The 25,523-nt window shown below is 70.4% G+C and carries 31 protein-coding genes; 23 read left to right on the forward strand and 8 right to left on the reverse strand.

The genetic code is table 11. The features are described 5' to 3' along the window. Positions 1-93: 93 nt before the first annotated feature. Together BLQ63_RS20985 and BLQ63_RS20990 are read left to right on the forward strand one after the other, a co-directional pair. Positions 94-654, forward strand: a complete 561-nt coding sequence (locus BLQ63_RS20985) for an RNA polymerase sigma factor (protein WP_091039564.1) — start codon at positions 94-96, stop codon at positions 652-654. Then, positions 638-907, forward strand: coding sequence for a hypothetical protein (locus tag BLQ63_RS20990; RefSeq protein WP_091039565.1), 270 nt, complete (start codon positions 638-640; stop codon positions 905-907). Before BLQ63_RS20985 ends, BLQ63_RS20990 begins: the two co-directional genes overlap by 17 nt. 43 nt (positions 908-950) lie before the next feature. On the opposite strand, the gene BLQ63_RS20995 is transcribed toward BLQ63_RS20990, so the two are convergent. After that, positions 951-1,511 carry a class I SAM-dependent methyltransferase gene (locus BLQ63_RS20995; RefSeq protein WP_177155041.1) on the reverse strand — a complete coding sequence of 187 codons (561 nt, stop codon included), beginning with the start codon at positions 1,509-1,511 and terminating at the stop codon, positions 951-953. A gap of 88 nt (positions 1,512-1,599) precedes the next feature. Between BLQ63_RS20995 and BLQ63_RS21000 the strand changes: the two genes are divergently transcribed. Next, on the forward strand, positions 1,600-2,043 hold the full coding sequence (locus tag BLQ63_RS21000) for a MarR family winged helix-turn-helix transcriptional regulator (protein WP_091039488.1): 444 nt from the start codon (positions 1,600-1,602) through the stop codon (positions 2,041-2,043). 3 nt (positions 2,044-2,046) lie between these two features. On the opposite strand, the gene BLQ63_RS21005 is transcribed toward BLQ63_RS21000, so the two are convergent. Next, positions 2,047-2,631 carry a hypothetical protein gene (locus tag BLQ63_RS21005; protein WP_091039489.1) on the reverse strand — a complete coding sequence of 195 codons (585 nt, stop codon included), beginning with the start codon at positions 2,629-2,631 and terminating at the stop codon, positions 2,047-2,049. 220 nt (positions 2,632-2,851) lie between these two features. Here BLQ63_RS21005 and BLQ63_RS21010 point away from each other — a divergent pair, with 220 nt between their 5' ends. The 4 genes from BLQ63_RS21010 to BLQ63_RS21025 are packed head-to-tail and all read left to right on the forward strand — an operon-like array spanning position 2,852 to position 4,855. After that, complete coding sequence (locus BLQ63_RS21010) at positions 2,852-3,169, forward strand: type VII secretion target (protein ID WP_218125392.1); 318 nt, start codon at positions 2,852-2,854, stop codon at positions 3,167-3,169. 4 nt (positions 3,170-3,173) lie between these two features. Continuing rightward, on the forward strand, positions 3,174-3,875 hold the full coding sequence (locus BLQ63_RS21015; RefSeq protein ID WP_091039491.1) for a WXG100 family type VII secretion target: 702 nt from the start codon (positions 3,174-3,176) through the stop codon (positions 3,873-3,875). 10 nt (positions 3,876-3,885) lie between these two features. Next, positions 3,886-4,611: a hypothetical protein gene (locus BLQ63_RS21020; RefSeq protein WP_091039492.1), complete on the forward strand. Its 726-nt coding sequence runs from the start codon at positions 3,886-3,888 to the stop codon at positions 4,609-4,611. A 13-nt stretch (positions 4,612-4,624) separates the two neighbouring features. Continuing rightward, positions 4,625-4,855: a hypothetical protein gene (locus BLQ63_RS21025; protein ID WP_091039493.1), complete on the forward strand. Its 231-nt coding sequence runs from the start codon at positions 4,625-4,627 to the stop codon at positions 4,853-4,855. Between the two features lie 16 nt (positions 4,856-4,871). Here the strand turns inward: BLQ63_RS21025 and BLQ63_RS21030 are convergent, their stop codons facing one another. Then, positions 4,872-6,830 (reverse strand): AfsR/SARP family transcriptional regulator, encoded by a 1,959-nt coding sequence (locus BLQ63_RS21030; protein ID WP_091039494.1) that lies wholly within the window; start codon positions 6,828-6,830, stop codon positions 4,872-4,874. 99 nt (positions 6,831-6,929) lie between these two features. On the opposite strand from BLQ63_RS21030, the gene BLQ63_RS21035 reads away from it, so the two are divergent. The 5 genes from BLQ63_RS21035 (at position 6,930) to BLQ63_RS21055 (ending at position 11,331) form a co-directional block, all read left to right on the forward strand. Next, positions 6,930-7,805, forward strand: coding sequence for an alpha/beta fold hydrolase (locus BLQ63_RS21035; protein WP_091039495.1), 876 nt, complete (start codon positions 6,930-6,932; stop codon positions 7,803-7,805). 271 nt (positions 7,806-8,076) lie between these two features. Then, a complete protein-coding gene (locus BLQ63_RS21040; protein ID WP_143015025.1) occupies positions 8,077-8,574 on the forward strand; it encodes a hypothetical protein in 498 nt (165 codons plus the stop codon). Continuing rightward, complete coding sequence (locus tag BLQ63_RS21045) at positions 8,571-9,620, forward strand: hypothetical protein (protein WP_091039497.1); 1,050 nt, start codon at positions 8,571-8,573, stop codon at positions 9,618-9,620. The genes BLQ63_RS21040 and BLQ63_RS21045 overlap by 4 nt, the downstream gene beginning before the upstream one ends. Then, complete coding sequence (locus BLQ63_RS21050) at positions 9,617-10,549, forward strand: NAD(P)-dependent oxidoreductase (protein WP_177155042.1); 933 nt, start codon at positions 9,617-9,619, stop codon at positions 10,547-10,549. Before BLQ63_RS21045 ends, BLQ63_RS21050 begins: the two co-directional genes overlap by 4 nt. An 11-nt stretch (positions 10,550-10,560) precedes the next feature. Continuing rightward, positions 10,561-11,331 (forward strand): class I SAM-dependent methyltransferase, encoded by a 771-nt coding sequence (locus tag BLQ63_RS21055; RefSeq protein WP_091039499.1) that lies wholly within the window; start codon positions 10,561-10,563, stop codon positions 11,329-11,331. A gap of 26 nt (positions 11,332-11,357) precedes the next feature. Here BLQ63_RS21055 and BLQ63_RS21060 read toward each other — a convergent pair whose 3' ends face one another. The 5 genes from BLQ63_RS21060 to BLQ63_RS21080 form a co-directional block, all read right to left on the reverse strand. Then, positions 11,358-11,858 carry an ATP-binding protein gene (locus tag BLQ63_RS21060; protein WP_091039500.1) on the reverse strand — a complete coding sequence of 167 codons (501 nt, stop codon included), beginning with the start codon at positions 11,856-11,858 and terminating at the stop codon, positions 11,358-11,360. A 165-nt stretch (positions 11,859-12,023) separates the two neighbouring features. Beyond that, positions 12,024-12,611 (reverse strand): HD domain-containing protein, encoded by a 588-nt coding sequence (locus tag BLQ63_RS21065; RefSeq protein WP_091039501.1) that lies wholly within the window; start codon positions 12,609-12,611, stop codon positions 12,024-12,026. A 29-nt stretch (positions 12,612-12,640) separates the two neighbouring features. After that, positions 12,641-14,065, reverse strand: coding sequence for an alpha/beta hydrolase family protein (locus BLQ63_RS21070; RefSeq protein ID WP_091039502.1), 1,425 nt, complete (start codon positions 14,063-14,065; stop codon positions 12,641-12,643). Positions 14,066-14,242: 177 nt separating this feature from the next. After that, a complete protein-coding gene (locus BLQ63_RS21075; RefSeq protein WP_091039503.1) occupies positions 14,243-14,518 on the reverse strand; it encodes a response regulator transcription factor in 276 nt (91 codons plus the stop codon). A gap of 214 nt (positions 14,519-14,732) precedes the next feature. Beyond that, entirely contained in the window at positions 14,733-15,059 is a 327-nt protein-coding gene (locus BLQ63_RS21080; RefSeq protein ID WP_143015026.1) for a DUF5818 domain-containing protein, read from the reverse strand. A gap of 242 nt (positions 15,060-15,301) precedes the next feature. Here BLQ63_RS21080 and BLQ63_RS21085 point away from each other — a divergent pair, with 242 nt between their 5' ends. The 11 genes from BLQ63_RS21085 to BLQ63_RS21135 all read left to right on the forward strand — a co-directional run bounded on the left by BLQ63_RS21085 (position 15,302) and on the right by BLQ63_RS21135 (position 25,510). After that, positions 15,302-18,595 carry an AfsR/SARP family transcriptional regulator gene (locus BLQ63_RS21085; protein ID WP_091039505.1) on the forward strand — a complete coding sequence of 1,098 codons (3,294 nt, stop codon included), beginning with the start codon at positions 15,302-15,304 and terminating at the stop codon, positions 18,593-18,595. Positions 18,596-18,761: 166 nt separating this feature from the next. After that, the gene (locus BLQ63_RS21090; protein WP_091039506.1) at positions 18,762-19,031 is read left to right on the forward strand and encodes a hypothetical protein; all 270 of its coding nucleotides are present in this window, start codon (positions 18,762-18,764) and stop codon (positions 19,029-19,031) included. A 194-nt stretch (positions 19,032-19,225) separates the two neighbouring features. Beyond that, a complete protein-coding gene (locus BLQ63_RS21095; protein WP_143015027.1) occupies positions 19,226-19,492 on the forward strand; it encodes an uberolysin/carnocyclin family circular bacteriocin in 267 nt (88 codons plus the stop codon). 107 nt (positions 19,493-19,599) lie between these two features. Further along, on the forward strand, positions 19,600-19,986 hold the full coding sequence (locus BLQ63_RS21100; protein ID WP_091039507.1) for a hypothetical protein: 387 nt from the start codon (positions 19,600-19,602) through the stop codon (positions 19,984-19,986). Positions 19,987-20,151: 165 nt separating this feature from the next. Then, positions 20,152-20,418, forward strand: coding sequence for an uberolysin/carnocyclin family circular bacteriocin (locus BLQ63_RS21105; protein ID WP_218125393.1), 267 nt, complete (start codon positions 20,152-20,154; stop codon positions 20,416-20,418). Positions 20,419-20,432: 14 nt separating this feature from the next. Then, the gene (locus tag BLQ63_RS21110; RefSeq protein WP_091039508.1) at positions 20,433-20,987 is read left to right on the forward strand and encodes a stage II sporulation protein M; all 555 of its coding nucleotides are present in this window, start codon (positions 20,433-20,435) and stop codon (positions 20,985-20,987) included. A 4-nt stretch (positions 20,988-20,991) separates the two neighbouring features. Then, on the forward strand, positions 20,992-21,591 hold the full coding sequence (locus BLQ63_RS21115) for a hypothetical protein (protein ID WP_091039509.1): 600 nt from the start codon (positions 20,992-20,994) through the stop codon (positions 21,589-21,591). A 16-nt stretch (positions 21,592-21,607) separates the two neighbouring features. Then, positions 21,608-23,176: a hypothetical protein gene (locus BLQ63_RS21120; protein WP_091039510.1), complete on the forward strand. Its 1,569-nt coding sequence runs from the start codon at positions 21,608-21,610 to the stop codon at positions 23,174-23,176. Beyond that, a complete protein-coding gene (locus BLQ63_RS21125; RefSeq protein WP_091039511.1) occupies positions 23,128-23,784 on the forward strand; it encodes an ATP-binding cassette domain-containing protein in 657 nt (218 codons plus the stop codon). The genes BLQ63_RS21120 and BLQ63_RS21125 overlap by 49 nt, the downstream gene beginning before the upstream one ends. Beyond that, positions 23,784-24,713 carry an ATP-binding cassette domain-containing protein gene (locus BLQ63_RS21130; protein ID WP_091039512.1) on the forward strand — a complete coding sequence of 310 codons (930 nt, stop codon included), beginning with the start codon at positions 23,784-23,786 and terminating at the stop codon, positions 24,711-24,713. The genes BLQ63_RS21125 and BLQ63_RS21130 overlap by 1 nt, the downstream gene beginning before the upstream one ends. Continuing rightward, a complete protein-coding gene (locus tag BLQ63_RS21135; RefSeq protein WP_091039513.1) occupies positions 24,710-25,510 on the forward strand; it encodes a hypothetical protein in 801 nt (266 codons plus the stop codon). The genes BLQ63_RS21130 and BLQ63_RS21135 overlap by 4 nt, the downstream gene beginning before the upstream one ends. Positions 25,511-25,523: the final 13 nt, after the last annotated feature.

The raw sequence follows: 25,523 nt of genomic DNA on the forward strand, positions 1-25,523 counted from the left end.
AGGTCGTCATGGTCGTGGGTATCGCGGTCGCCGTCGGAGTCGTGCTGGTCGGCCTGTGCGGCTATCACGTGGTTCGGAAGTGGAGGCGTGCGCGTGGCTGAGTGGGCCTGGCCGAGCGAGCGGCTGGTCGCCTCGGCCCAGCGCGGCGACGTGGACTCGATCACCGCGCTGGTGTCGGGTTCGCACCCGAACGTGCAGCGGTTCGCCCGCACGCTCTGCGCCACTCCCGAGGACGCGGAGGACGCGGCGCAGGAGGCGCTGATCATCCTCTACCGCAAGATCGGGATGCTGCGGGCGACCGGTGCGCTGGCGTCGTGGATGTTCCGCATCGTCCGCAACGAATGCCTGCGGCGCGCACGGCTGGTGCGGGCGAGCGAGCCGGTGCCGGACACGGCGGTGAGGTCGGCCGAGGAGGAAGCGCTGCAACGTCTCGAGGCCGGTGCGGTGGCGGCGGCGATCGCCGCGCTGCCGGACGACCAGCGTCGCGCGCTGATCATGCGCGATGTGCAGGGCTACAGCGGGCGCATGACCGCCGAGGCGCTCGGCGTCAGCACCGCCGCCATGAAGTCGCGCCTGCACCGCGCCCGCAGGACGGTGCAGGAATCGCTTCACTCGGCGTCGGACAGTGGAGGCCCTCATGGCGTCGAGAACTGACTTCGCGAGCGCTTCCCTGTCCCGTCACCTGGCTCGGGGCGTGATCGGCTTCGGCAGTCTGGTCGGCTCGATCGCGCTGGTCCCGGTCGTCGGTTGGTTCGGCTTGCTGCTCCTGCCGGTCGGGCTGCTGGCGTTGCGCGGGTGTCCGATGTGCTGGGCCGTCGGCCTGGCCCAGACCCTCTCGCGGGGCCGACTGCAGCGCGACTGCGACGACGGCCGGTGCCGGCTGAGCGTCGCGGGCCCTCGTGGCTGAGCAGGTCGTCGAACGACCGCCCTTGCACGGGCCTCGGCCCGGCTCACGCCTGTTTGGCGGCTTCGAAGCGGGTGGCTTTCAGGATCCTGCTGAAGGGCGTTCGGCGCACTGAGGTCAGGCCGGGGTTGTCGGTCAGGGCTTTGAAAGGGGCCCTCGGGAAGTCGTAGTTCAGGAGGCGGCCCCCTTCGCGGAGGACCCTTGCGATCTCTGCGCCGCCGGCCTCCGGGTCGCCCCAGTGGTGGGAGCTGAAGGTGGAGACGACCAGGTCGAACTTGTCGTCCTCGAACGGGAGCGCCGCGACGTCGGCCGCGTGGAGTTCGATCCGGTCGTCCAGGTTCCTCCTGGCGTGGTCGACCATGTCGGGGGCCAGGTCGACGCCGGCCAGGTGGAGGTCGGGGCGGAGGCGGCTCAGTTCACGCAGGAGGATGCCGGGGCCGGTGCCCACGTCGAGGACGGTCGCGCCCTGGGGTGCGGACGCGGCGACGTCCTTGGCGATCTTGCGGTAGACGGGCTTCATCAGCAGGCGGGCCATCCGGTCGTACCGGTTGCTGTGGCGGCCCTCGATGGGGCGGTTGCCGTGGCTGTGGGAATGATCGTGCGGCATGGGTCCTCCAATGGTTGTATCGTACAACTTTTGATCCAGTCTACGATGATTGGTTGCAGGACACAACCGCGACTTTGGAGGAGCGGACATGAGCGCCGACGCCGAGCACTTGCACCATCTGCTCCTCGACCTGGTGCGGACGGCCGAGTTCGCGTTGATGGACCGGCTGTTCCCCGGCCAAGCGCTGTCGATGTCGCAGTTGTTCGCGATCCATGAGCTGGACCACAGCTCGGGGCTCTCGCAGCGGGAGCTCGCCGAGCGGCTCGGGCTGGAGAAGAGCAGCGTCAGCCGGCTCGTCGCCGACCTCGAGGCGGACGGGCTGCTGACGCGGGAGCGCGATCCCGACAATCGGCGGGTGTACCGACTGGAGGTCACCGCCGAGGGGCGGCGGCTCCACCGCGACGCCGCGCAGGTGCTGCACGAGCGCTACGAGCGCTGGGCCTCGGCCATGACGGCCGAGGAGCGCAAGGGCCTGGCCGTCGGCATTCCTGCGCTGCTGCGGGTCATGCGCGCCGACCGGGCCGAGGGCTGAGCGTCAGCCCACCAGGTCCTTCCAGAATTCGACGGTCGCCTGGGGGTCTCCGGTCAGGTGGTGCCGGGTCCGGCCGAACTCGTTCTCCACGTAGTCGACCAGGTCGGCGCCGTAGACGATGATGTCGGTCTGGTACATCGAGAGGATCGGGTGGCCCCAGTTCTCGCGGCCCGCGGGCAGGTAGCGGTGCGAGTAGATCGGGACCATGACCGGCACTCGGGCCAGGTGTTCTCGCGCTTCGGCCACGGCCGCTTCGGTTTCGGTGGGCCTGGGGCCCCAGGCGTCGTACCAGAACGTGCCCTGCTCGACGTCGAACAGGACGCCGTTCACGGGCCAGGCCAGCCGGGCGCGGAGGGCGTCGGGGTCCCCGTACCGCCAGTTGGGCCAATGGCCCTCTTCGCCGAGCGCACCGAGCGGGAGCCCGGCAGCGAGGAACGCGCGGTGGTCGTCGCCGAACTCGAATCCGAACTCGGACTCCACGTCCGCCAGCTCGTCGTCGGTCAATCCCGGGAGGACGGGGCACTCGCCGGTCTCGACGAGGAGCCGCGCGGCTCGGCGGCCCAGGCGGGCTCCCGCGTTCCTGGCCATGGCGAAGCTCCTTTTCAGTGGTCTGCCGACGGTCGTCGAGCGTAGTACGAGCCGGTGACGTGACGGGTTGCGACCGGCCCGTAATATTGCGGTTCGGTTCTCCTCTCCTTCAATGAGAACAGCGAGCTCCGTTGCCCTTAACCCCGTCGGCCGCCGGGCAGGCGTACTTGCCCGGCCTGATCCGCCATTTCGGCGGCACCCCAGGTGAAGGAGGCCAGTGATGACCGGCTACATCGTCGACCCGGAGCAGTTGCGCGCCCATGCGAGCAATCTGGAGCAGTTCAAGACCCGGTTCGAGGCGCTCAAGTCCGCCAGCGCCAACATCGCGCAGGACGACGAGGCGTACGGCCAGCTCTGCGGGTGGATCTCCGGGCTCCTGGAGGAGCGCCACCAGCGCCAGGACGGCCTGGTCGCCTATGTCGAGGAGAACATCGGACTGGCGGCCGAGAGCATGCGGGCGGCGGCCGACGCCTACGAGCAGTCCGACCACGACTCCTCGCTGACGTTCGACGAGATCACCGCCGAGATCGGGGGTTAGCGGCATGGGAGACGGTTCGCTGATCGCCGACGTCGAGTCGACTCGGCAGCCGTGGACGGGCTCCAGCCTGGCCGACGGCATCGAAGGCCTGGTCACCTCGATTCAGAGCGGCAACTGGGTGTCGGGGACGCTGGCCGGGGTCGGCCTGGGGCTCGAAGCGGTCGGGACGGTCATGGACCCGTTCAGCGCCCTGCTCGCCAACGGGCTCGGCTGGGCGATGGAGTACTTCGAGCCCCTGCGGGAGATGCTCGACTGGCTGACCGGCAAACCGGACGTGGTCATGTCCCACGCCCAGACCTGGTACAACATGGCCGAGGAACTGCTCGCGATGTCCACCGACCTCGGGACGTCGGTCAACGGCGACGTCGACGAGTGGGTCGGCTCGGCCTCCGACGCCTACTACAACATGATGGGCCACAACGTCGAAGGGCTCGGCGGCCTGAGCGCGGTCGCCTCGGCGATCGGTTCGGCGACCGAAGGCGCGGGGGCGCTGGTGCAGCTGACGCGCGACCTCGTCCGGGACCTCATCGCGGACCTGGTGGCGCATGTCGTGGTGTGGGCGGTCGAGGCGATCTTCGTGGTGACCATCCCGGTGATCGCCTCGCAGATCGTGGCGGCCGTCGTCAAGTGGGTGGGCATCATCATGGAGCTCATCTCCTCGCTGATCACCAGTCTCGAAGCGCTCTCAGAACTCCTCAACGACTGAAGGCCGGCCCATGAGACGAACCCTCACACTCCTGCTGCTCATCGGCATCGGACTCGCCCTGCGCCGGGGCGGCGACGGCAAGCCCTCCCGGCCGGGCGACGGCGGCGACGGCGGTACGACCAGGCCGCCGAAGCGCCACGGCGACATCGACGCCGGTCAGGGGACCGGCAGCGCCCAGGACGCCGTCGACGCCGAGTTCCAGCAGGGCCGGGCCGGCACGAGCCGGACGGACTCCAGCCCCGCCAATCCGGACGACCGGTACACGGGCGGCGCGGTGCGTCCCCGGGCGAACGACTACGAGGGCCAGGACAAGTGGGCCGCGGAGGCCTACGAGCGCTTCCGGCAGAACGACGAGGACGTGGACGCCATCGCGGCGAACACCGGCCTCTCGCGCGAGGAGGTGCTGGCGGCCAAGAACAACGTCATGCGCGACGAGCACCCGATCCGCGACCCGTACGACGGCACCCTCAGGAACTCCCGCTTCGACGAGGACGCGGACATCGCCTCGGCGTGGAACCGCCTGCGGACCGGCAACCCCAACCCGCCGCACGAAAGCGACCTGGCCCTGCTCAACCATGAGGTCGCCGAGGCCCGATATTTCAGGGACAACCCCGGTGCCGAGTATGCTGAAGCGCATCAGGCCGCCAACGAGGCGTCGAACTGGGAGCAGTACGTGAGGGACGGGAACATCCCCTTCTCGCGCGAGGACTACACAGCGCCCAACAGCGGAAATTGACGGGAGCCTGTCGATGGCACTGAGCATGTTCGTCCTGAAGACCGCCGAGGACGAGGAGACCGTGACCTACGGGTACGGCGACGGCCCCGACGCGCTTTCCGGCACGGTCACGATCGAGAAGCGCTCGAGCACTCCCGTGGAGGAGGCGGCCCTGCCCGGGGACGCCAAGATCGCGCTGCGGGCGATCTTCAGGGGCAGGCGCACGGCCGGCGAATGGCCCCATCACTACACCTACGCGGCTTGACGGCGCGAGCGGGCGCCTAGGTCTCCGGTTCCGAACAGCGGAGCGCGGCTTCCAGTGCGTCGAGGGTGCCCGCCACCGGGCCGACGTACAGCATGCCGCTTCCGGCTCCCGCCAGTTCGGCATGTGCGGGCAGGAGTTCCGCCCAGGCCCTTCGCATCGCCGGTCGGTCGTCCAGTTCGATCGCCGCCAGGGCCACCAGGGCCCACATCGCCTCCTGCATGAGGTCCCTTGGCGGGTCCGGGATGCTCCTCAGTCGCTTCGCGGCCTGTTCGCGACGGCCTTCCGCGATCAGCAGCAGTGGACTCGTCCACGGCCGGTACGGTCCCCAGTCCTCGGATTCCCGGACGCGGATCGGACGGTCGCGGTTCACCTGGAGGCAGAGCACGGCCAGTGACGGCAGTCCCCGTTCCACACCCGGCATTCCCGAGCCTTCGAGATTCGCTGCGGCGGTTCGGTAAGCGGCTTCGACTGCGTCGAACGGCCCGCCGGTCGCCGCTGCGCGCATGGCCCGGTACCAGCCGGTGAAGACGCCGACCAGCGGGCGCCCGTGGCGTTCGGCCAGGCGGTCCGCCGCCTTCGCGTGTTCGTCGGCGCCTTCGAAATCGGCCAGGGCGCTTCGCGACTGGAGCCTGATGAGGTGGCCGAGGATCGCGAAAGCGGGCAGGCTGTGGCGGGTCGCGAGGTCGATCAGCTCCGCGCCGATCGCGTCGCGTTCGGGGGCGAGACCGGTTCGGTGGAAGGTCTGCATGTAGACGCCGTTGAGCGCGAACGCCAGCAGCGCGGGGTCCCCCAGGCGGCGGGCGATCCGCTCGGCCTCGGCGGCGGCTTCGGCCGCGTGCGGGCCGCCGTTCCCCCTGGATTCGAGCGCGACCACCGACAGGAGGCGTGTCCTGTCGGTGTCGTTGCCGTCCGGTTCGAGCGCTTTCAGTGCGCGCTCCGCGGCGGCCGCGATCTTCGCGGCCTGGGCGGGGTCGTCGGACCTGGTCCAGATCGCCGGGACGTCGTAGGCGCCGATCACGCGCGCCGTCAGCTCGGGGTCCGACGAGTCCGCTACGGCGGCGACGGCTTGGTACCGCTGTTCGCGTGCCGCTCCCAGTCCGGTCGGACCGGTCAGGGCCAGGCCGCGGAGCAGTCCGATCGTGGACTCCAGCCGCGCCGGGGCGCCGGCGGGCACCGCCTGGTCGAAGGCCGCGGCCGTCGCGTTCCACACGCGGTCGGCCGCGCTCTGGCCGGTGTCGGCCTGGCGGAGCAGGTCGGTCTCCAGGCGTTGGAGCTGCGGGCTCGGATCGAGGCCCAGTTCATCGAGCAGGTGCGCTCGGGCCCGGCGCAGGGCCGCGAGGGCCTCGCCTTGTCTGCCGTTGCGGTACAAGGCGAGTGCCAGCAGCCGCCAGGCCTCCTCGCGCCAGGGGTGTTCGGATGCCAGGCCTTCCAGGTCGGCTATCGCGGCTTCGGGGCGCCCGAGGTCCAGGAGGGCTCGTGCTCGCTGTTCGATCGCGTTCAAGCGCAGCTGGTCGAGCCGGTTTCGTTCCGTACGGGCCCAGGCCTCGTCGAAGTCGGCGTACGCCTCGCCTCGCCAGAGGGGCAGGACGGCGTCGAGGAGTTCGAGTGCCCTGGGCGGGGGCGCCTTGGCCGCTTCGTCGACGGCGTTCGCGAAGCGCCAGGCGTCGACGTCGTCCGGAGCCGCGCGCAGGGCGTAGCCCTGGCCTTCGGTGACCAGGAGTTTCGCGGGCTGCCGGGGCTCGCGGTCGGGTTCGAGCGCTCGGCGCAGGGCCGCCACGAAGGTGCGGACGGCGCTCAGCGAACCCGTCGAGTCCCCCCAGAGGTCGTCGACCAGGCGGTCGACCGGGACGACCCTGCCCCGCGCGGCCACCAGCCGTGCCAGGACCGCCCGGTGCCGCGGCCCCTTCAGGTTCAGCTCCGCGCCCGCCCCGTCCCAGGCGAGGACCGGCCCGAGCACCCCGAACTCCACTCGCACAGACCCCTCCGATCGCTCCCGGCCAACGTATCGCGCTCATCCGACGCTCATCGGCCCCTCGCAGACTCGGAGACCTCGACCGAATGAGAAGGAGCACCCGTGGACCTCGTGATTCCCGAATTCGACTACCAGCGCGTTCCCGTCGCCGACGGCGTGTCGCTCAATGCGGCCGTCGGGGGTTCGGGCAGCCCCGTCGTGCTGCTGCACGGTTTCCCCCAGACGCATCTGATGTGGCGCCATGTGGCCGCGGAATTGGCGGTCGACCACACCGTCATCGTCCCCGACCTTCGCGGATACGGGGCGAGCGACAAGCCCGGCGAGGATGCGGAGGCCTATGCGAAGCGCACGATGGCCGCCGACGTCGTCGCGCTCGCCGCGCGGCTCGGCCATGCGCGGTTCGCCCTCGCCGGGCACGATCGCGGCGCCCTGGTCGCCGTTCGCGCCGGTCTCGACCACCCCGGGGCGGTCACGCATCTGGCCGTGCTGGACGTGCTGCCGACGCTGGACATGTGGGAGATCCTGCACGGCGCCGACGCCGCGGTCGCGTTCCATCTGTATCTGATGGCCCAGCCGCCCGGTCTGCCCGAGCAGATGATCGGCGCCAGCGCGGACGCGTTCTTCGGGTTCTTCCTCGACGCCTGGACCCGCGACTGGGCGGCGATTCCCGCACCGGTGCGCGCGGAGTACCTGCGCGCTTCGCGCGAGGCGGTCGTCTCGATCGTGGCCGACTACCGCGCTTCGGCCGGTATCGACGTGGAGCACGACCGCGCCGACCGCGCGGCCGGGAATCGGCTGGCCATGCCCGTCACCGTCGTCCAGCAGGACTGGGGTTCGGTGCTCGGGTACGACGCCGAGAAGCTGTGGCGGGCCTGGGCGCCCGACCTCGACCACCGCACCACCGACGCCGGGCACTTCATGGCCGAGGAGGCGCCGGACGCGGTCGTCGGGGCGATGCGGTCGCTGCTCGCGAGGTGAGTCTGCGAAGGACTGAGTCGAACGGCGGGCTTCGACCCGTGCATCAACTGAACCAGGCGCGATACGCAGACCGCTTAGTCGCCGTATACCACAGCGGTGCGAATCGAGAAAGCACCTACTCGCCTTCACTGTCGGGCATCGTCCAAGGTCGACGCTTCGGTGTCCGCTATCCGACAGTTCGGAGATCCGATCGGGACCTTGAGAATGCGCGGCGAGCTGTGAAAATATCCTTAAGGGCATACACCTCTCTACTGCCCTGGGAAGTGGCACGATGGCTGGTCGGAGCGGTGATTGGCAACCTCGGAACACGCTCTCCCCCGAGCGGTCCGACGGTTGGATCGAGGCGCTCATCGAACGGCACCGGCGCAAGGCCAAACGGACGTATCGCCTGGGATTGAGCCTGCGCACGATAATGGTACTGTTCGCGCTGATGGCCGTACTGCCCGATTCGAGCCTGATCAAGTTCACCGACTACGCCGCCTTCTACGGTGCGGCCGTCACCATCGCCGGACTGCTCGGCGCACTGATGATCGTCGTGATCAGATCGCTGAAGATCACCGAGACGCTCGATCATCTTCACCAAGCGATCGACTACCTCCAAGAACGCGAGACCGCCCTTCTGGGCAGTGACAAATTGACCATGCGTCTCGCGCAAATGGAGATTCGCAAGGAGCTCGAAGCCCGAGAGGCCTCGCATCGCCGCGGCGTACTCGACGGACTCGACAACGTCGTCGACAGCTGGCGTGATCCCGGAGGTGTGAGCGAATGACCGCATTCGGCTGCATCGGCGTCATAGGCGGAGCGGGCTGGAATCCGCTGGTCGCCCAGGTTCAGGTCCTCACCGGGGGTGATGTCCTCCCCCTTCCCCGGGGCAGCCTCGTCTGCTGCGACTCCGACCGCTACTTCGATTCGCTTCCGCAGATCAGAGACCTCATAAGGACCAATCCCCAGTACCGGTACATCCTCACGACCGGCAGCTTCAACAAGATCCCCCGCCCCGTCTTCTACGACCTGTACTGCGACTTCGCCATGTCTGCGCACCGGAGTCCGAGCGAGATCCTGTTCTGCACGCAGACATTCGCCATGTCCGGCACCACCCTCAGAATCCTCCCGGTGTCCGACCACCTGCCGTTCTCAGTGGGAAACCTGAGCAGTCTGGAACTCGTGCCAACGCTTTTCGGCGCCGTCGAGAACTCGGGTCTCTGGTATTCCAAGAGCAACGTGAACTACGTCGATCCCTACGATCGGTTCGATGCCATGACCCGCGGCTCGGAGATGGCGTTCTGGTACTCCCCCGAAGGATTCATGTACCTTGCCCACCAGGCACTCTGCAATCGCGTCTATAGGACCCAGTCCCGCCGGATCATCGGTTTCTCGATCCAGGACCTCAAATCGGACGAATTCATCAAGCTCATATTCGTGTTCGATATTCTCGGCATCACGGTCCGTCTGATCTACGACGAAGATTTCACGCAGTTCACCGAGGACCAGGGACTCGCGGGATTCAAGATCTTCTCGAGAGCAGGGGCCTATTCCTTCCTCAAGATCGGGGACGAGCTCTGCTACAGTGACAACTCTTCCGTCGCAGACTCGATAACCGCCGGACAGGAAGAACTCCTGGGGCTGCTCTGCGTCCATGATTCGCTCGAGGCTTTCATGATGAAGTTCCAGCAGGTCATTCACAAACCCGACCGGGAACTGTGGCGACGGCGAGCGCGGAAGGCAAAGCGCCTCATAGAACGCTTCAACCCGTATCCGCTGGCGATGAAGCATGCCGTTCTGGATGATTTCGTCACGCAATGGAGAGCGATATGAAAACAGTGAAGATACTCGGCAAGACGAATTTGCGCTCGGCGCAGATAGCGCAATTGGACCGCATCTGCGACCTGCAAGTATTCGACTCGAATGTATTGAATCGTTCCATTGACGAGGTGCTGTCACGCGCCGCCCACGCGGAGATCGCCTTGATCAACGCGTTCACCCCCATCGACAGACGCGCGGTCGAGGAACTCTCCTCCCTGCGTTCGATCGTCTCCTGCTCGGCCGGGATCGACCATGTCGACCTCGCGGCCTGCCGTGACGCGGGCATCCGCGTCGACTGGTTCCCGGGGTACTGCGCGCAGACGCTGGCCGAGAAGACATTGGCGTACATCCTCATGGGTCTCAACAGGATCGTGCCGGCCATCCACAGCGTCCGCGCCGGGCATTGGGACTACCTGGCGTTCCAGGGTCGCGAGTCCCAGCAGCGGGTCGTCGCGATCCTCGGCTACGGCGCCACGGGAAGGATCGTGCGGCGGCTCTGCGAGTCGTTCGGTTTTATCGTGGAGACCGTGAACTCCAAGACGTCCTCGAACGACGTCCAGAGAATCCTGGCGCGCGCCGACATCGTCACGCTGCATCTGGCCCTCAACTCCAGGACGGAGCGCTATCTCCGGGAAGACACGCTGCGGCTGCTGAAGGACGACGTCGTGATCGTCAATACGGCCCGCGGCAACCTCATCAACGACCGGGACCTCGTGGAATTCCTGCTCGAGCACCCGGAAGCGACGGCCTTCCTCGACGTGCTCGCGACCGAGCCGATGCCGCCGAACAGCTCGTACCGGCAGCTCCAGAACGCGGTGGTGACCCCGCACATCGGGTGGAATTCCCGTGAATCGGACGAGCTCCTGGCCGATGAGACGATGGAGACGCTGATCGGCCTCATCGGTCAGCCGGCCGCCCTTTCGCACGGCACTCCGAGCTGAGCGGGGAGACGTTGACGGCACTCCCTTTCTACGACGCCGAAGAGTCCGAGTTCTACGGCATGTGCGTCGAAGACTTGATCCGGCGTCGACTGCGCTCGCACGGGAGCGCTCTCAAACTGGTGGAGCTCGGCGTGGGCACCGCCAAGACGATCTGCGGCGTCCTGCGGCGCGTGAGCTCCTCGATTCATGTGCACGGCTTCGAGATCGATGAGGCGTCCTACCGGAACGCGTCCTCGAACATCCTCGACCACGCCCTGGAGGACCGCTACCGGCTCACCCACGCCGACTTCTTCGAGGCGATGGACGGGCTGGCTCCCAGCGGCTGCCTCATCAGCAACCCTCCGTACCTGCCCGCCCTGGACGCCGACATACGGCTGCCGCACCTGTGGGGCGGGGAGCAGGGCGACCACATCAGCCGCCGGGCGATATCCATGGGGTTTCCCCAAGTGCTGCTGATGCTCTCCTCGTTCGCGAACCCGCTCGGCATGCTGCGGTGGGCTCGGGCCCACGGCTACGCGCTCGTCCACTGGGTGGCGCGGCCGATCGAGTTCGGGGACTATTCGAACGAACCCAAGGTCCGCCAGCGCATCTCCGAACTCGCGGCGATGGGGTACTCGTTCATCACCGATGACTCCTACCTGCTGATCGGTGCGACCTGGAGCAGGGACGGCTTCTCCGGGGACCGGTCACTCGAACTGGCGCGGCTGATACGAAGCCATTCGCGACCGGCGCTTCCAGATGACGTCGACCCGTTTGCCTCGCTCGTGCACGAGGAGGTCTAGCGGTTGGCGGTGCGGTTGCGTACCCTTCACTCCTCGGGTTCGGGCAGGGGCATCGAGTGAGGCAGGTGCAGCTCGGCCCAGACGACTCGTCCGCCCGAACCGGGGAGGTAGTAGTCCCAGGCCTTGCTGACCGTACCGACCACCATCACCCTCGAGAGGTCGGAGCGATCCGGCGTCGGTTCACGCATGATCGGCGGTTCGGGATGGTCGTCCCACACCTCGACCAGGAGGCTCCGCTGCTCCAGGCGTACGCGCAGGACGATCAGTCCGACCTGGCGGCCGTGGAAGTCGAGGAAGGTCTGCAGGTGGCGAGGATCCTCCGGTTGGGAGTCGACGGCATGGGCGACGAGCTCGGCGGTCACCATCTGGGCCATTTCCAGCAGTTCCGGCGGTCGGCCGAGGTTCCAGGCTCCGAGGAGGCTCCGGACCATGTCGCGCGCGTGCCCGACCGACCCCGGCAGCGCGGCCAGTCTGAACTCGCCGGCTAGCTGGGAGACTCCGGGCCTGGGTTCAGCGGCTGTCGCCATACACGGATCCTCAATCGCTTAGTAGGTAAGACAATTGTCAACGCCGGGCACGCACGGGGCAAGCGAAACCTGACACTGTGTTGTGTAGTGTTCCATCGCCGCGGCGGTCCGCACATGCCGAAAGGCGGTGCCGAACGTCGCGGCCGTTGCGGCGCTTCCGGGCGGTCAGGCGTGGATCGGGAAGGACGCTTGGAAGGCGAGGCGGGCGTCCGCTCCTTCGCCCGTGCTCCCGAGGATCTCGTCGAGAGCGAGGTACTCCTCCCAGTGCTCCTTGCCCGTGGACCGGGCCAATCGCGCCACGAGGAGGTCTTCGAGTTCGGTGACGCGCTTGTTCTTCCAGATCTTGTCGGCGGCGCTCACCAGGAGGTCTTCGAGCGCGGCTTCGGGGGCCGTCCACGACGCGTGGGTGGCGGCGAAGCGGGCCAGTCGGGGGGCGAATCCGTGCGCGGTCAGCAGTGCCCGTCCGGCTTCCTCGTGGAGGGAGCCGGGGCCGGACAGTTCGGCGAGGTGCACGGTCTTGCCGATGTCGTGGGTGGCCGCGCCGAAGAGCGCCGCCTCGCGGTCGAGGGCGAGGTCCGGGCAGCGGTCCTGGACCCAGTCGGCCAGTTGCGCGGCCACGTCGTGGACGAGGCGGAGGTGGGCGGCCAGTCTCGGCGGGGCGTCGAGGGATCGGAGCAGGTCGGCGGCGGCGTTCGGGAGCGGCCGCAGGTCGCCGGGTTCGCTCAGTGCTCTGGTCAGCGGGTCGGGTGCCACCGGTTCAGCGTAATGCCGGTCCGATCGAGTCACTTGTAGACGGTGAGCTCGCCGTACTGCGGCAGCAGGCCGGGCAGGTCCGCCGGTTCGCCGCGCAGCGCCGCGTCGAGGAACGCCGTGGTGGCCTCGGCCGTGAGGCGCAGGCCCTCCTCGCGGCCCACGGTGCCCAGGACCGAGGGCAGCGGCGGAAAGTACAGGGCGGCGTCGGTGAAGGAGAAGTGCCCGGCTCCCGCGAGTTCGATCCGGTAGCGCTCACCGGTGCCCAGGTCGAGGGCGCTCTCCAGGTTCGGAATGTAGTCGGGGTTCTCGGCCGCCGAGACGGGGCTGGTGATCGAGAGCGCCGGCTGGCCGAAGGGCTGCGGCGGCAGGGACGGTTCGAGCCCGCCGTCGATGTGGACGACGGCGGCGAAGCGCGGGTCGGCGGCGGCCGTCATGAGTGCGGCCGCGGCGCCCCGGGAATGGCCCGCGACCGCGGCCCGCCCGGTGTCGAGCCGCCCGGAGAGCGGGCCCTCCTCCCGGTCGAGCCGTTCCAGCCCGGAGAGCACGAAGCTCAGGTCCGCCGTACGCGCGGCGAGGTTGTCGCGGGTCTGCCGCGCGATCTCGGCGTCGGTGAGGCCGGCGACGGCGTTGCGGGAGTGCACCGGTTCGCCGTCGATGACGGTGAGGGCCGCGTCGTAGGCGTGGTCGACAGTGGCGACGACGTACCCCTGTGCGGCCCACTCCTCGGCGAGGACGGTGTTGGCCGTGCGCGTCCCGGTCAGGCCCGGCGAGAACACGATGACCGGGAACCGCGCTCCCCCGTCGGCCGCCGGCGCGTCGAAGACCGCGTGCGAGCGGGCCTCGGCGGACTGGTCGACCAGGAATCCGGGGATGCCGAAGAAGTCGGCCGAGGCGGCGGTGACCTCGCGGGACTCCGCGATCGTCTCCCTGCCGCCGAAGGCCCGGTCCGCGCCGGTCTCCTCGGCGGGGTACCAGAGCTGCACGACGATCGAGCGGTGGTCGTCGGGATCCTCCGTGAACGGTTCGGGGCGCTCCTCGTCGGTCCACTGCACCACGGTCGCGCCGACCGCGTACGGGCCGGTCGGCTCCGGGTACTGGGGGAACGGCATCGCCCATGCCGCAACGGGAGTCGCGGCGACCAGGCCCAGGCACGCGATCGAGCCCGGCAACGCGAGCCACCAGCGCACGCGCCTCGGCGTCCGGCCCGGGCGCCGGGCGGTGGCGGCCGCCGAGGCGAGCACGAGCGCGGTGCCCGCGAGCACCGGCGCCAGCTGCCAGCGCAGGCCCGCCACCGCCAGTGCGACCCCGGCGGCCGCGACGACCGCGGCCCCGGAGCAGAGCACCGGGCGCCGGGCGCGTGGCGGGAGCCAGCGGGCGAGCACGACCGCCGTGGCGCCCAGGACGGTCAGGATCTCCAAGGGGGACAGGCCGAGTCCCGGGACGAATGCGGTCATCGGTCCGCCGCTGCTGTGATCATCGGTCCGATTGTCGCACCGGATTTCGCCGTCCACCTCGGCAATTCGGCCGGTTCACACCGTCGCCGCCTCGTGTGCGAGGCCGACGGTTCGAGGCGGCGAGACCCCCCATCGGGTCCCGCCGCCGATCGTCCCGCGCGAATGGCGGGTGTCGTGTCAGATCCGCAGCGGGGTGCGTTCGGCTGCGACTCTGAAGTGCTCTTCGATCAGAAAACCGGCACGGTAGGCGAGTGCGCCCAGCGCCTCTGGAGACGAGGCTCCGAGGGTGCGGGTCATGTCGCGTATGTCGCGGTTGACGGTGCTCCGCGACAGGTAGAGGTCCTTGGCGATCACTTCCCTGGTCTTGCCGCGCACCAGGTGTATGAGGATCTGGCGCTGGCGGGGGGTGATGTGGTCGATGGGGTCGAGATCGGGGTAGCGGCTGCCGGGCATAGGAGGTTCTCCTTACTACGCGACCGGCTCGCGGGGGGCCTGACACCGCGTCGTCTCCGGCGCGGGTGCGCGCGGAGACGTCGCGGCGGTGGGAAGGCCGACTGGACGTCCGAATACCTGCACGTCGCGTCGGCGAGCCGGGGGCTTCTCGTGCCCCTCATGATGCCCAGTCCCGCTTACAGTTCCCTTACACGAGGCCTACAGCCGCCGCGTGTCAGGCGCGAACCATGCTCTCGACGGCGATGGTGCGGCCCTGCACGCACGGGCCCGTGTACTGGGTGAACTCGCCGGCCACGGTGACCCGCTGGCCCACCAGGAACTCGTTGATCTGGCCGACCAGGTGGTACTGGGCGCTGGCGGTGCGGAGCGTGAAGCACCCGCCCTCGGTGGCGCGCTGGAGGATGCCGGTGACCCTGACGGCGGCCTGCGTCTCCACGACTTCCGATCCCGCGGCCGCGGGGGCCTCGTGCGCCTGGACGGGGGCCGCCCCGATCGCCAGGGCGGCGCCTACCGCCGCGAGCACCGTGATGGTTCGTGCCATGGTCGTTCCGCGCATGTTGATGTCCTTTCTCGCGCAATCCGGTGAGGGGTACGTCGAGCATCGGTGCGGGTGCGCCGCAAGGCAAGGATCGGCGGCGGATGTGGTTCGCGCGGTCAAGGGCTGCGCGCTCGGGGCGGCTCGTTGCTCACCGGCGCAACATGGTCGAGTCCATTCGTTCACGGCCCCGTACTATCCTGGCCGGGACACGTACCCTCATGCGAGGCCGGTGACTAGTGCGAGCAATGTCAGACGCGCTTCAATTCAAAGTACTCGGTCCGGTTGCGGTCGCGCTCGACGCCGAACCGCTTCTGGTTCGCGCGCCGTTGCAGCGCCGACTGCTCGCGGCCCTGCTCACGGGGTCCGGCCAGGTCGTAACGGGCGAAGCGCTCGCCGAAGCGATATGGGATGAAGCGCCGCCCGATAATGCACGAAATGCCCTTATGGTCTATCTACATCGGTTGCGGCGGGCGCTCGGAGCGGCGCATCGGATCGTCCGCGAACCGGCCGGATATCGCATTCTCGTGACGGCGGAGGACTTCGACGCCAGGGCATTCGACGAATTGTCGGTTTCGGCGCGGAATGAACGGGGCAAGAACCGGCTCGAACGGTCGGCCGAACTGTATTCGCGCGCCATGGAGCTGTGGCGCGGCGAGCCGTACGCCGACGTGCCGCCGCTCGGTCCCATCGCCGCCGAGGCCCTGCGGCTGCGCGAGCGCCGCTCGGTGGTGCACCAGGAGTCGCTGGAGGTGCGGCTCGACCTGGGCCGGCACGCCGCCGTCGTCGGCGAGTTCGAGGCCCTGGCCCGCGACCACCCGTTCCGCGAGCGGCTGACCGCCCTGCGGGCCGTGGCGCTGTACCGGGCCGGACGCCAGGCCGAAGCGCTCCAGGTGTTCCGCGAGAGCCGCAAGGCCCTGCGCGAGGAGCTGGGCATCGACCCCGGGCCGCTGCTCCAGCGCGTCCACGACGCCATCCTGCACCGCGACGAGCGGCTCGAGACGGTCTCGACCGGCAGCATCGAGGGCGACTGGACGCCGCCGGCCCAGCCGCGGATCGAGGTCCGGTCCCCCGCCGCGGTGACGCCGCGCGAACTGCCCGCCGACGTCACCGCGTTCACCGGGCGCGAGAACGAACTGCGGGACCTGGAGGCGGCCCGGCTCGGCGACGAGGCCGAGGGCATCCCGCCCGCGTCGATCGTCGTCCTCTCCGGCATGGCCGGCGTCGGCAAGACCGCCTCGGCGATCCACTGGTCGCGCAGGGTCGCCGGGGACTACCCCGACGGCCAGCTGTTCCTGGACCTGCGCGGCCACGCGGGGGTGCCGACGCTGCGGCCCATCGAAGCGCTCGCGGCGATGCTGCGCACCCTCGGCCTGGACGACGACCAGGTCCCCGCGGACGCCGACCAGGCCGCCGCGCGGCTGCGCACCGCGACCGCGGGCCGGCGGATGCTCCTGCTGCTCGACAACGCGCGCTCGGCCGAGCAGGTCACGCCCCTGCTGCCGAGCGGACCTGGCTCCCTGGTGATCGTGACGAGCCGCAACCACCTCGGCGACCTGCTCGCCCGCCACGGCGGCTTCCACCTCCCGCTCCGACCGCTGGACACGGAGGAAGCGGTCTCGCTCCTGAAGTCCCTGCTGCGGCTGCCGCGCTCGGCCCGGCGCCCGGAGATCGACGAGCTCGCACGGCGCTGCGGCTACCTGCCGCTCGCGCTGCGGATCGCCGCCGCGAACCTGGTCCACGGGCCGCAGGGCCTGGGCGAGTACACCGAGCGGCTCTCGTCCGGTGATCCCCTGGCGGCCTTGCAGATCGGCGACAGTCCCGAGACCGCGGTCAAGGCGACGTTCGACCGCTCGTACGCCGCCCAGCCCGAGGACGCGCGCCACGTGTTCCGCATGTTCGGCATCGCACCGGTCGGCTCGCTGTCGATCGACGCGCTCGCCGCGGTCGCGGGCACCGGCCGGAAGGAGGCCGAGCGGGCCGCCGCGCAACTGGTGAACGCCAACATGGTCGACCGCGACGAACACGGCCGGCTCTCACTGCACGACCTGGTGCGCGACTACGCGAACGGCCTCGTCGACGCCGAGGACCCGCTGCGGGCCGAGGCGCTGGAGCGGCTGTTCACCTGGTACCGCGAGACGGCCGACGCGGCCGGCGGCACCCGGTACCCCGGCAGCGCCCGGCTGCAGCACCCCGACCACGCCGGAGGCGCCCCGCGCTTCGACGCCCCCGAGACCGCCGCGAGGTGGCTCGAAGAGGAGCGGGAGCAGCTCATCGCGATCGCCCGGTACGCCGCCGAGCACGGACACGGCTCGGTGGCCTGGCGCCTCGCGGACTCCCTCCGGGCCCACACCTGGGCGGCGATGGACAGCGTGGACTTCCTGGCGCTCGCGGACGCGGCGCTGCGCGGCGCCCGCGAGGTCGGCAGCGTCCCCGGCGAGGCGGTGGCCGAACTCGGCGCCTCGACCGCGTACCTCAAGGCCCGCGACTTCACCAACGCGGTCGAGCACGCCGCGCGCGCGGTCGAGCTGTCGCACCGCATCGACTGGGTCCCCGGCCAGGCCTCCGCGCACCACAACATGATGGTCGCCTGCTGGCTGACCGGGCGCCTGCGCCTCGCGCTCGAGCACGGGGAGGCGGCGCTCGCGATCAACCGCGAGCACGGCAGGCTGCGGGGCCAGAGCGTCAACCTCGGCGCGCTCGGCGTGGTCTACGGCGAGCTCGGCGAACTGCGCCGGGAACTGGAGCTGCACACGGAGGCGCTCACCATCGCCGAGAAGATCGGCGACTCGCGGCTGCAGCGCTCGCACCTGCGCAACCTCATGTCGGAGTCGATCGAACTGGGCAGCATGGACAAGGCCGAGCACCACATGGACCAGGTCATGCGGATCGAGGCCGACACCGGCGGCGGCGAGCTCACACCGCTCGCCGCGGGCGGCCTCGCTGAGCTGTACTCGGCGCTCGGCAGGTACGACGACGCGCTGCCGTACGCGGAGCTGGTCGTGCGCGAGGCGGAGACGAACGGCGACCGGCGGCGGGAGGCCGAAGGCCTGGTCTCGGTCGCCGCAGTGCTCAACCGGCTGGGACGCCACTCGGAGGCGGTGGACGTCGCGGGCCGGGCCCTGGAACCGGTCGGGAGCGACCTCATGGGCATCAGGATCAACGTCCTCATCGAACGCGCCGTCGGCCTCATCGAACTCGAGCAGATCGAGGCCGCCCAGGCGGACGCGGCGTCCGCGCTCGACCTGGCGCGCCGAGGCGGCTTCCTCATCCGTGAAGGACTGGCGCTCAACCTCCAGGCCGAGGCGGCACTGCACCTCGGGGAGACCGCGACCGCGCGCGGACTCGCCGAGGCCGCGGCGGACCTCCTGAGCCCCACCGGCTACCTCGCCGGCGAGGCCTGGTCGCTGTCGCTCCTGGGCGAAGCCACCGGCGCCGACGGCGACGAGGAGGCGGCCGCCCGGTACCGGAGCCGGGTCGAGCAGACCTACGCGCAGACGGGCGCGCCCGTACCGACCCGGTTCGGCACCGAACCGCAGTGAACCGGCCCGCCGCGAAGCGGGGCGGGAGCCGGTGATCCGATCGGCTCGAATCGGCCGCCATCGCTTGTGCGGCGGCCGATCCGGCTGCGATCGTCTCGGTACGGACGGGCATCCGCCCGATCCGGCCGCGGGCGAGACCGCCCGCACCGAGAGAGGATGAACTCCCATGCAGCACATGTCGAAGAAGACCCGGGTGGTGGCCTCGGCGGCCGGCGCGATCGGCGCCCTCGGACTGCTCACCGCCACGATCGGCCTGATGTGGGTCGCGGCCACGTACGGCGTCTCCCACGCCACCGCGACCCGCATCGTCGACGCGGTCATCGCGGGCGGCGTCACGCTCGCCATCCTGTTCGGCGCGTTCCCGTGGGTCGTGCCGCTGTACGCCACCATCCTTCACGTGACCAACTCCCGCACCAGGGCCGCCGCGATCCGCTAGGGCGGCGGCGTGCGCCGCCGGACCGAACGATGATCCGGTCGGCTCATTTCGAACCGAAAGGCTTGTGCCGCATCACCGAACGCTGGGATGGTGAAGTTGCGGCCGGGCAACGGTCCGGCCGCAACACAATGGATGGTTCGTCGCCGCATCGCGGACACCGATCGCGACGGACCGCCCCACGAGAGGATGAAACCATGCAGCTCAAGAAGATCCTCGGCGGCGCGGCCGCCGGAGCCCTCGGCGTCGCCGGCCTGCTCACCGCCGGCCTCGCGCTGGCCTGGGTCGCCGGTTCGCTCGGCATCTCCGCGGCCGCCGCCAGCCAGATCGTCAACGCGATCATGGTCGGCGGCACCGCCCTGGCCATCGTCATCGCGATCTTCGGCGGCGGCATCATCAGCGCCATCGCCTTCACCGTGCGTGCGATCGTCGCCCGCGTGGGCACCGCCCACGCGATCGCGTAACCCGCCACCAGCCTCGCCCCTCCGATCATCGCTTCCCGGTCGGAGGGGCGATCGCGCGTTCGGGCCGCGCCTCGAAACCCGGAGCCGGACAACCGGAGGAGAACACCATGCAGAAGCTGTACGCCGCCGCCGTCCGCCCCGCGTTCGCCGCGATCGCCGTCTGCGCGTCCGTCGCCATCGCGCTCCTGCTCGCACGGGCGGTCCCCGACACGCCCCTCGTATGGGGCGCGGCGGCGGCACTGGCCGTCTTCGGCGCACTGATCCCGGCCCTCGTCGCACTGCTGCACCGGTCCCGCCGGCCCCGCCTGCGGATCGGCGCGGCGGCCGTCGCGGCGATGACCGCGCACGCCGCGGCCACGAACGATCTCGTCGCCCCCTACCCCCAAGCGGCCCTGACGGCCGTCGGCGCGGTCCTCGCGCTCGCGACCGCGACCGTCGTCCTGCTCGCCGCCGCCGAAGCCCGGGCCGCAAGGCCCGGACGCGACAGGATCTGAATCTCCGACGCACGCGGTGACCCGTTCGGCTCGAAGAGTCGCGGAACGATTGCGCACCGCAGCAACGGAACTGAACACTGAGTACAGCCCCGGTCAACCAGGGCTCACCCCGGGGCGGCCCCGGAGCGGACACCTCCGAAGCCGCCTCCCACGAGAGGATGACCAATGAAACACAGCAACAAGGCGCTCGGCGCCGTCGCCGCGATGCTCGGCACCGCCGGACTGCTCACCGCGGGCATCGCGCTCGCCTGGGTCGCCGGCTCGCTCGGCCTGTCGGTCGCGGCCGCCACCCAGATCGTCAACGCGATCATGGTCGGCGGGGCCGCGCTCGCCATCGTCATGGCACTGTTCGGCGCCGGCATCATCAGTGCGATCGCCTTCACCGTGCGTTCGATCGTGCTGCGCGTCGGCTCCCGCGCCGCGGTCGCCTAACCGGACCACATACGGTGCTGCTCGCATCACAGGTCAGGCTCACCGGTCGCACGCAGTACGTCGCGCTGCTGGTGAGCCTGACCGTCTTCATCACCGGCGCCCTGGTCGGGTACCACTCGCTCAGCGGCCTCGAACTCTTCACCGAAGGCGGGGACGGCGGCCACGACCAGTCGCTGGCGGGCATCGTCGGCCAGAACCTCGGCGCGGCGATGCTCCTCTACTCGGGCGTCGTGACCCTCGGCATCAGCTCCCTGCTCGGACTGGGAATGACCTCCGCCTTCGTCGGCGCGACGATGGCCGTCGCCGTCGACAACGCCGGCTGGGGCGAGGTCATCGGCACCGCATGGGCCTACGCCCCCATCGAGTTCGGCGGATGCGTGGTCGCCGCGGCGGCCGGCCTCTACCCCGTCCTCTCCGTGATCGGCAAGGTCTTCGCCGCCGAGGAGCGCCTGGCGCTGCTCAGCACCTACGCGCGCGGCCTCGTCGACTCCCTGAAACTGCTCGCCCTGGCCGTCGCGATGATCCTGTTCGCCGGGCTCGTCGAGCTGGTCGTCATCGTATTGGAGTGAACCGTTGAGCACCCAGGCACCGAACCCGGCCGCAGAGGTGGGCGACGCACCGCCGCCCGAGGAGGCGGCCGCCGCCGAGCCGCCCCGGCCGCCCGCCACCAGCCGACCGCTGTGGCTGATCGCGTACTTCGCGATCATCGCGCTCCTCGTGGCGCGGATCCCGCAGCTAGAGACCTATGTGGACGGCCGGATGCCGCAGGAGGCGCTCGACGCCATCGGCGACCCCGAACTCGAGCAATTGGCCGTCCGCAGCGCCATCATGATCGGCATCGTCCTCCTCGCGCTGGTCGCGGCCCTGTACCTCTCGCTCGCGGCGGTACTGGAGCGCGCGGTCTTCACCGCCAGGATCGCGATCGGGAAGGGCATGAGCTTCGGGCTGTACTTCCTCGTCATCACGCTCTGCCTCATCCCGGCCAACCTGTTCAGCCTCCTCACCGGCGTGGTCGCGGTCCGCGAGCACATCTGGTACTTCCTGTACCTCGGCCTCATCGGGGTGGTGGCGCCGTTCGCCTACCGCAGCACCTGGAAAGGCCTGCCGCGCCGCAAGATCGCGCTCCTGTTCGCCACCACGATCGGCCTGACCGCCCTGACGGCGGCGGGCTGACCCGGATGGACCCCCGATGAGCGCGCACGCGGCGGTGAGGGCCGAGCCGGACGCCGCCGCGCGACCGGACCGGCCCGGCCGGGCCGCATTCCGCCGCTTCGGCGCCGTGCTGGACTTCAGGCACCTCGAACTGGTCACCGCGCTGCGGCTGCCGATGGGTCTGCGGCCCTTCCAGATCGGGTACGGCGGCGCGGTGCTCTTCGGGTTCGCGATCCTGGCGGCGGCTTCGGCAGCGGGGTTCGCGCTGTCGAACGCGCTGCTGAGCGAGCGCGCGGCCTCGGCGCAGGGGCTCCTGGTCGTGCTCGGCGTCGGCAACCTCTACATCGGGGGCGGCTATCTGCTGCGGGAGGCGTTCTCGGGCAGGCGGTTCCAGGTGTCGAACTCGTCGAACACCGCACTCTTCCGGGCCCTGGACCTGTCGGCCCGCGACGTACTCATCGTCTACTGCGGACTCAGGATCACCGGGTACTTCGCGGCCGTGGCCCTGGTGGACGCGATGTTCCTGAACGCCTTCGCCTCTCGCCTGGATCTGGCGGGCGCCACGGTCGCGGCCGTCTTCGCGGTGCCGGCCGCGGCCTGGGCGGCGACGTTCGCCGTAGCCGCCCGGTCGGCCAGGCGCAGCGTGCGACCAACGGTCCACCGGCCCTGGGCGGTGCCGGCCCTCGTCGCCCTCGCGTTCTCGGCGACCTGGGCGACCTCGGCGCTGCTCATCGAGCCGATGCTCGACGCCGGGCCGGTCGCGTGGATCGCCCGAAGCGGCCCCGGCGCGTTCACGACCGCACTGGCACTGGCCTGTACCGCGATCGGCGCGGCGGCACTGGTCGTCGCGGCACTCGACGTGCGGCGGCTGTCGGCCGAGTCGTTCCCGATCCAGCAGACCGCTCCCCCGCGTACGATCCGCGGCGCCGCGCCGCGGTCCCTCACCGGCGTCCTCGCCCTGGAACTGCGGCGCAGCCCCTACTACGTGCCGGTGCGGCGGTCGGTCGCCGTCCTCGTCGCCGTCCTGGCCGCCGGCGTCGGCGTCCTCGCCTCCGGAGCGACGTGGCTGCCGCTCCCCTCGGTGCCGGAGCGGACCGCGTTCGTGCTCACCGCGGTCGCGCTCGCCACCGCGCTCGGACTCGCCGAACTCGTGCTTCGGGCCATCGGCCCGGTGACCTACACCGCGCAGTACCGGTTCGCATACGAATCAGGGCGTTCGAGCCGGTCGGTCGCGCTCGGCGCGATCATCTGCTGCGCACTCCCGGTGGCGCTCATGGGCATGGCAGTGGATGCCGTCGCGGTCGTCGCGGCGGGCGCCCAGGCCGCCCCGGGAGCGGCGACGAGTGCGGCGGTCACGGCCGTGGCCGCCGCGCTCGTCGCGGAGACGGTGATCGCGCCGCCGCGCAACGCCGACGGGACGCTCGCGCCCAACCTCGTCGGAGCCGTCCTCGCCATGGTCGTGGCGGCCCCGGTGCTGCTGCCGTTCTCGTTCGCACTGCCCGCCGGCCAGGCTCTGGCCGGCGCCTACTCGATCTGCCTGCTAGGAGGTGCCTTCGCATGCGTGGAACGCCGCATTCGCTCACTGCCGTCGACATCGTCGACCTGACCGCCGGCTACGAGCGCGGGAAGCCGGTCTTCCTGGGCTTCTCGGTCTCCTTCCCCGGCCGCGGGACGACCCAGGTCCGGGGCCGCAACGGCTCGGGCAAGTCCACCCTCGCGGAACTGTGCAGCGGGTACCTCAAACCCTGGAGCGGCACGGTGACCGTCGCGGGCCGCGACGCGGGCCACCCGTCCGCCCGGGCACACCGCCGCGTCTGCCGCACCGAACCGGCCCTGTACCCCAACCTGACCGCCCGCGACCACCTCTCCTTCGCGTCCCGCAGCGCCGGAGCCGATCCCGCCGCCGCGCACGAGCGCGCCCGCGAATACGGCCTCGGCGACTGGATGTCCGCGGAGGCCAAGGCCCTCTCCACCGGGAACCGCCGCAAGCTCTGGCTGGTGATGTGCACGCTCGGCGCCTTCGACGTCGCGATCCTCGACGAGCCGTTCAACGGCCTCGACGACCAGGGGCGCGACCGGCTGGCCGACGAGATGCGCGAGTGGTCCGAGCGGGCCGCGGTCCTCCTCATCGCGCACGCCGCCCCCGCCGAGGCGACGGTCGACGCGGCCTTCGACCTCGGCGCACCCGACCAACCGAAACCAGAGGAGTCCTGATGGCGCGCATCGAAGCCCGCGGGCTGAGCAAGCGGTTCGGCGGCAAGCACGCCGTCCGCGACGTCTCCTTCGACGTCGAACCCGGCCGGATCACGGGCTTCCTGGGCCCCAACGGCTCCGGGAAGTCCACGACCATGCGCCTCATGCTCGGCCTCGACCTCGGGCAGGGCGAGACCCGCTTCGACGGCGAGACCTACCGCGAACTCGCCGACCCGGTGCGCCGCGTCGGCGCGCTCCTGGACTCCGGCGCCTTCCACCCCAGGCGCAGCGCCCGCGACCATCTCCGCATGATCGCGCGGGGCGCGGGCCTGCCGCCCTCACGCGCCGACGAAGTGCTCAACCAGGTTGGCCTCGGGGCCGTCGCCGACCGGCCCCCGAAGGGGTTCTCGCTCGGCATGAACCAGCGGCTCGGGCTCGCCGCCGCGCTCATCGGCCGCCCCGACACGCTCCTGCTCGACGAGCCCGCGAACGGCATGGACCCGCAGGGGATGCGCTGGCTGCGTGACTTCCTCGAACATTATGCGGCCGAAGGGAACACCGTCTTCGTGTCCTCGCATCTGCTCGCGGACCTGGAGGCCTTCGCCGAGCACGTCGTCGTCATCGGCCAGGGCCGGCTCCTCGCGGACTCGCCGCTGAAGGCGTTCATGGCCGCGCACGGCGTCGAGCGCGTCCGCGTCCGCACCACCGAGCCCGAGCAGCTCGCGGCGGCGGTCGAGGACGCCGGCGGCGCCGTGCCCGAACGCGACGGCGAACGGCTCACGGTCACCGGCCTCGACGTCAAGGCCGTCGCCGAACTCGCCGCCTCCCGGCGGCTCCTCGTCACCGAGCTCGTGGCCGTCAGCGGCAGCCTCGAGGAGGCCTTCCTCAACGCCTCGGCCGCGTCGGTCGAATACGGGACCGATCAGGCCCGGATCGAGGTAACCCGATGAGCCGCAACGCACTCGCCTACGAATGGGCCCGCCTGCGGACCCTCCGCTCCACCTGGTGGATCGCCGCGGTCTCGGTCGCCGTCACCGCCGTCGTCACCTGGGGGTACGCGTCCGTGGCGGTCGGCGTCGGCGACATCGGGATCACCGTGGGACCCGCCGAGGCCGTGGTCATGGTCATCGGGAAGTCCTCGTTCGCGCCGCTGGCGGCGGGCCTGATCGGCGTGCTCGCCGTGGGCACCGAGTACCGGCACCGCACGCTGCGCACCACCGTGCTCGTCACCCCGGACCGGACCGCCGCGATCACCGCGAAAGCGGTCACGGTGGCCGCCTTCGCGATCGCGATCGGCATCGCGAACCTCGCGGTCTCGTGGGCCGTCGGCGCGGCGGTGCTCGCCGGACGGATCGACCTCGGCGCGTCGGCCGGGCTCCTCGCAGGCTTCCACGCCGCGTACCTCCTCCAGGCCGCCGGCTGGGCGCTCATCGGCCTCGCCCTGACCGTCGCCACCCGCTCGCAGATCATCGGCCTCCTCGCGATCGTGCTCGTGCCCAATGTGATCGAGCCGCTGTTCGGTTCGATCGGGATGCTCGCCGGGCAGGACTGGCTCGCCCGCATCGGCGCGTACCTGCCGTTCTCCGCCGGGCAGGCGATGACCGACATCGCCGGCTCCACCTCAGCGGCGCTGCTCGCCGACGGCGAGACCAGGGCCGACCCGCTCATCGCCGGCCTCGTGTTCGCCGCCACGGTCGCGGGACTCGCGGTCTACGCCGTCAACGACTTCCGCCGCCAAGACCTCTGACACGAATGGGGAC

The organism is Glycomyces harbinensis, from assembly GCF_900101745.1.
Taxonomy (GTDB): Bacteria; Actinomycetota; Actinomycetes; order Mycobacteriales; family Micromonosporaceae; genus Glycomyces; species Glycomyces harbinensis.

What these genes read in the sequence shown, in the direction of transcription:
- BLQ63_RS20990 (WP_091039565.1), top strand. Translation starts at nt 638, where the DNA reads ATGGCGTCGAGAACTGACTTCGCGAGCGCTTCCCTGTCCCGTCACCTG.
- BLQ63_RS20995 (WP_177155041.1), bottom strand. Translation starts at nt 1,511, where the DNA reads ATGCCGCACGATCATTCCCACAGCCACGGCAACCGCCCCATCGAGGGC.
- BLQ63_RS21000 (WP_091039488.1), top strand. Translation starts at nt 1,600, where the DNA reads ATGAGCGCCGACGCCGAGCACTTGCACCATCTGCTCCTCGACCTGGTG.
- BLQ63_RS21005 (WP_091039489.1), bottom strand. Translation starts at nt 2,631, where the DNA reads ATGGCCAGGAACGCGGGAGCCCGCCTGGGCCGCCGAGCCGCGCGGCTC.
- BLQ63_RS21010 (WP_218125392.1), top strand. Translation starts at nt 2,852, where the DNA reads ATGACCGGCTACATCGTCGACCCGGAGCAGTTGCGCGCCCATGCGAGC.
- BLQ63_RS21015 (WP_091039491.1), top strand. Translation starts at nt 3,174, where the DNA reads ATGGGAGACGGTTCGCTGATCGCCGACGTCGAGTCGACTCGGCAGCCG.
- BLQ63_RS21020 (WP_091039492.1), top strand. Translation starts at nt 3,886, where the DNA reads ATGAGACGAACCCTCACACTCCTGCTGCTCATCGGCATCGGACTCGCC.
- BLQ63_RS21025 (WP_091039493.1), top strand. Translation starts at nt 4,625, where the DNA reads ATGGCACTGAGCATGTTCGTCCTGAAGACCGCCGAGGACGAGGAGACC.
- BLQ63_RS21040 (WP_143015025.1), top strand. Translation starts at nt 8,077, where the DNA reads ATGGCTGGTCGGAGCGGTGATTGGCAACCTCGGAACACGCTCTCCCCC.
- BLQ63_RS21045 (WP_091039497.1), top strand. Translation starts at nt 8,571, where the DNA reads ATGACCGCATTCGGCTGCATCGGCGTCATAGGCGGAGCGGGCTGGAAT.
- BLQ63_RS21050 (WP_177155042.1), top strand. Translation starts at nt 9,617, where the DNA reads ATGAAAACAGTGAAGATACTCGGCAAGACGAATTTGCGCTCGGCGCAG.
- BLQ63_RS21060 (WP_091039500.1), bottom strand. Translation starts at nt 11,858, where the DNA reads ATGGCGACAGCCGCTGAACCCAGGCCCGGAGTCTCCCAGCTAGCCGGC.
- BLQ63_RS21070 (WP_091039502.1), bottom strand. Translation starts at nt 14,065, where the DNA reads ATGACCGCATTCGTCCCGGGACTCGGCCTGTCCCCCTTGGAGATCCTG.
- BLQ63_RS21075 (WP_091039503.1), bottom strand. Translation starts at nt 14,518, where the DNA reads ATGCCCGGCAGCCGCTACCCCGATCTCGACCCCATCGACCACATCACC.
- BLQ63_RS21080 (WP_143015026.1), bottom strand. Translation starts at nt 15,059, where the DNA reads ATGGCACGAACCATCACGGTGCTCGCGGCGGTAGGCGCCGCCCTGGCG.
- BLQ63_RS21085 (WP_091039505.1), top strand. Translation starts at nt 15,302, where the DNA reads ATGTCAGACGCGCTTCAATTCAAAGTACTCGGTCCGGTTGCGGTCGCG.
- BLQ63_RS21090 (WP_091039506.1), top strand. Translation starts at nt 18,762, where the DNA reads ATGCAGCACATGTCGAAGAAGACCCGGGTGGTGGCCTCGGCGGCCGGC.
- BLQ63_RS21095 (WP_143015027.1), top strand. Translation starts at nt 19,226, where the DNA reads ATGCAGCTCAAGAAGATCCTCGGCGGCGCGGCCGCCGGAGCCCTCGGC.
- BLQ63_RS21100 (WP_091039507.1), top strand. Translation starts at nt 19,600, where the DNA reads ATGCAGAAGCTGTACGCCGCCGCCGTCCGCCCCGCGTTCGCCGCGATC.
- BLQ63_RS21105 (WP_218125393.1), top strand. Translation starts at nt 20,152, where the DNA reads ATGAAACACAGCAACAAGGCGCTCGGCGCCGTCGCCGCGATGCTCGGC.
- BLQ63_RS21120 (WP_091039510.1), top strand. Translation starts at nt 21,608, where the DNA reads ATGAGCGCGCACGCGGCGGTGAGGGCCGAGCCGGACGCCGCCGCGCGA.
- BLQ63_RS21125 (WP_091039511.1), top strand. Translation starts at nt 23,128, where the DNA reads ATGCGTGGAACGCCGCATTCGCTCACTGCCGTCGACATCGTCGACCTG.
- BLQ63_RS21130 (WP_091039512.1), top strand. Translation starts at nt 23,784, where the DNA reads ATGGCGCGCATCGAAGCCCGCGGGCTGAGCAAGCGGTTCGGCGGCAAG.
- BLQ63_RS21135 (WP_091039513.1), top strand. Translation starts at nt 24,710, where the DNA reads ATGAGCCGCAACGCACTCGCCTACGAATGGGCCCGCCTGCGGACCCTC.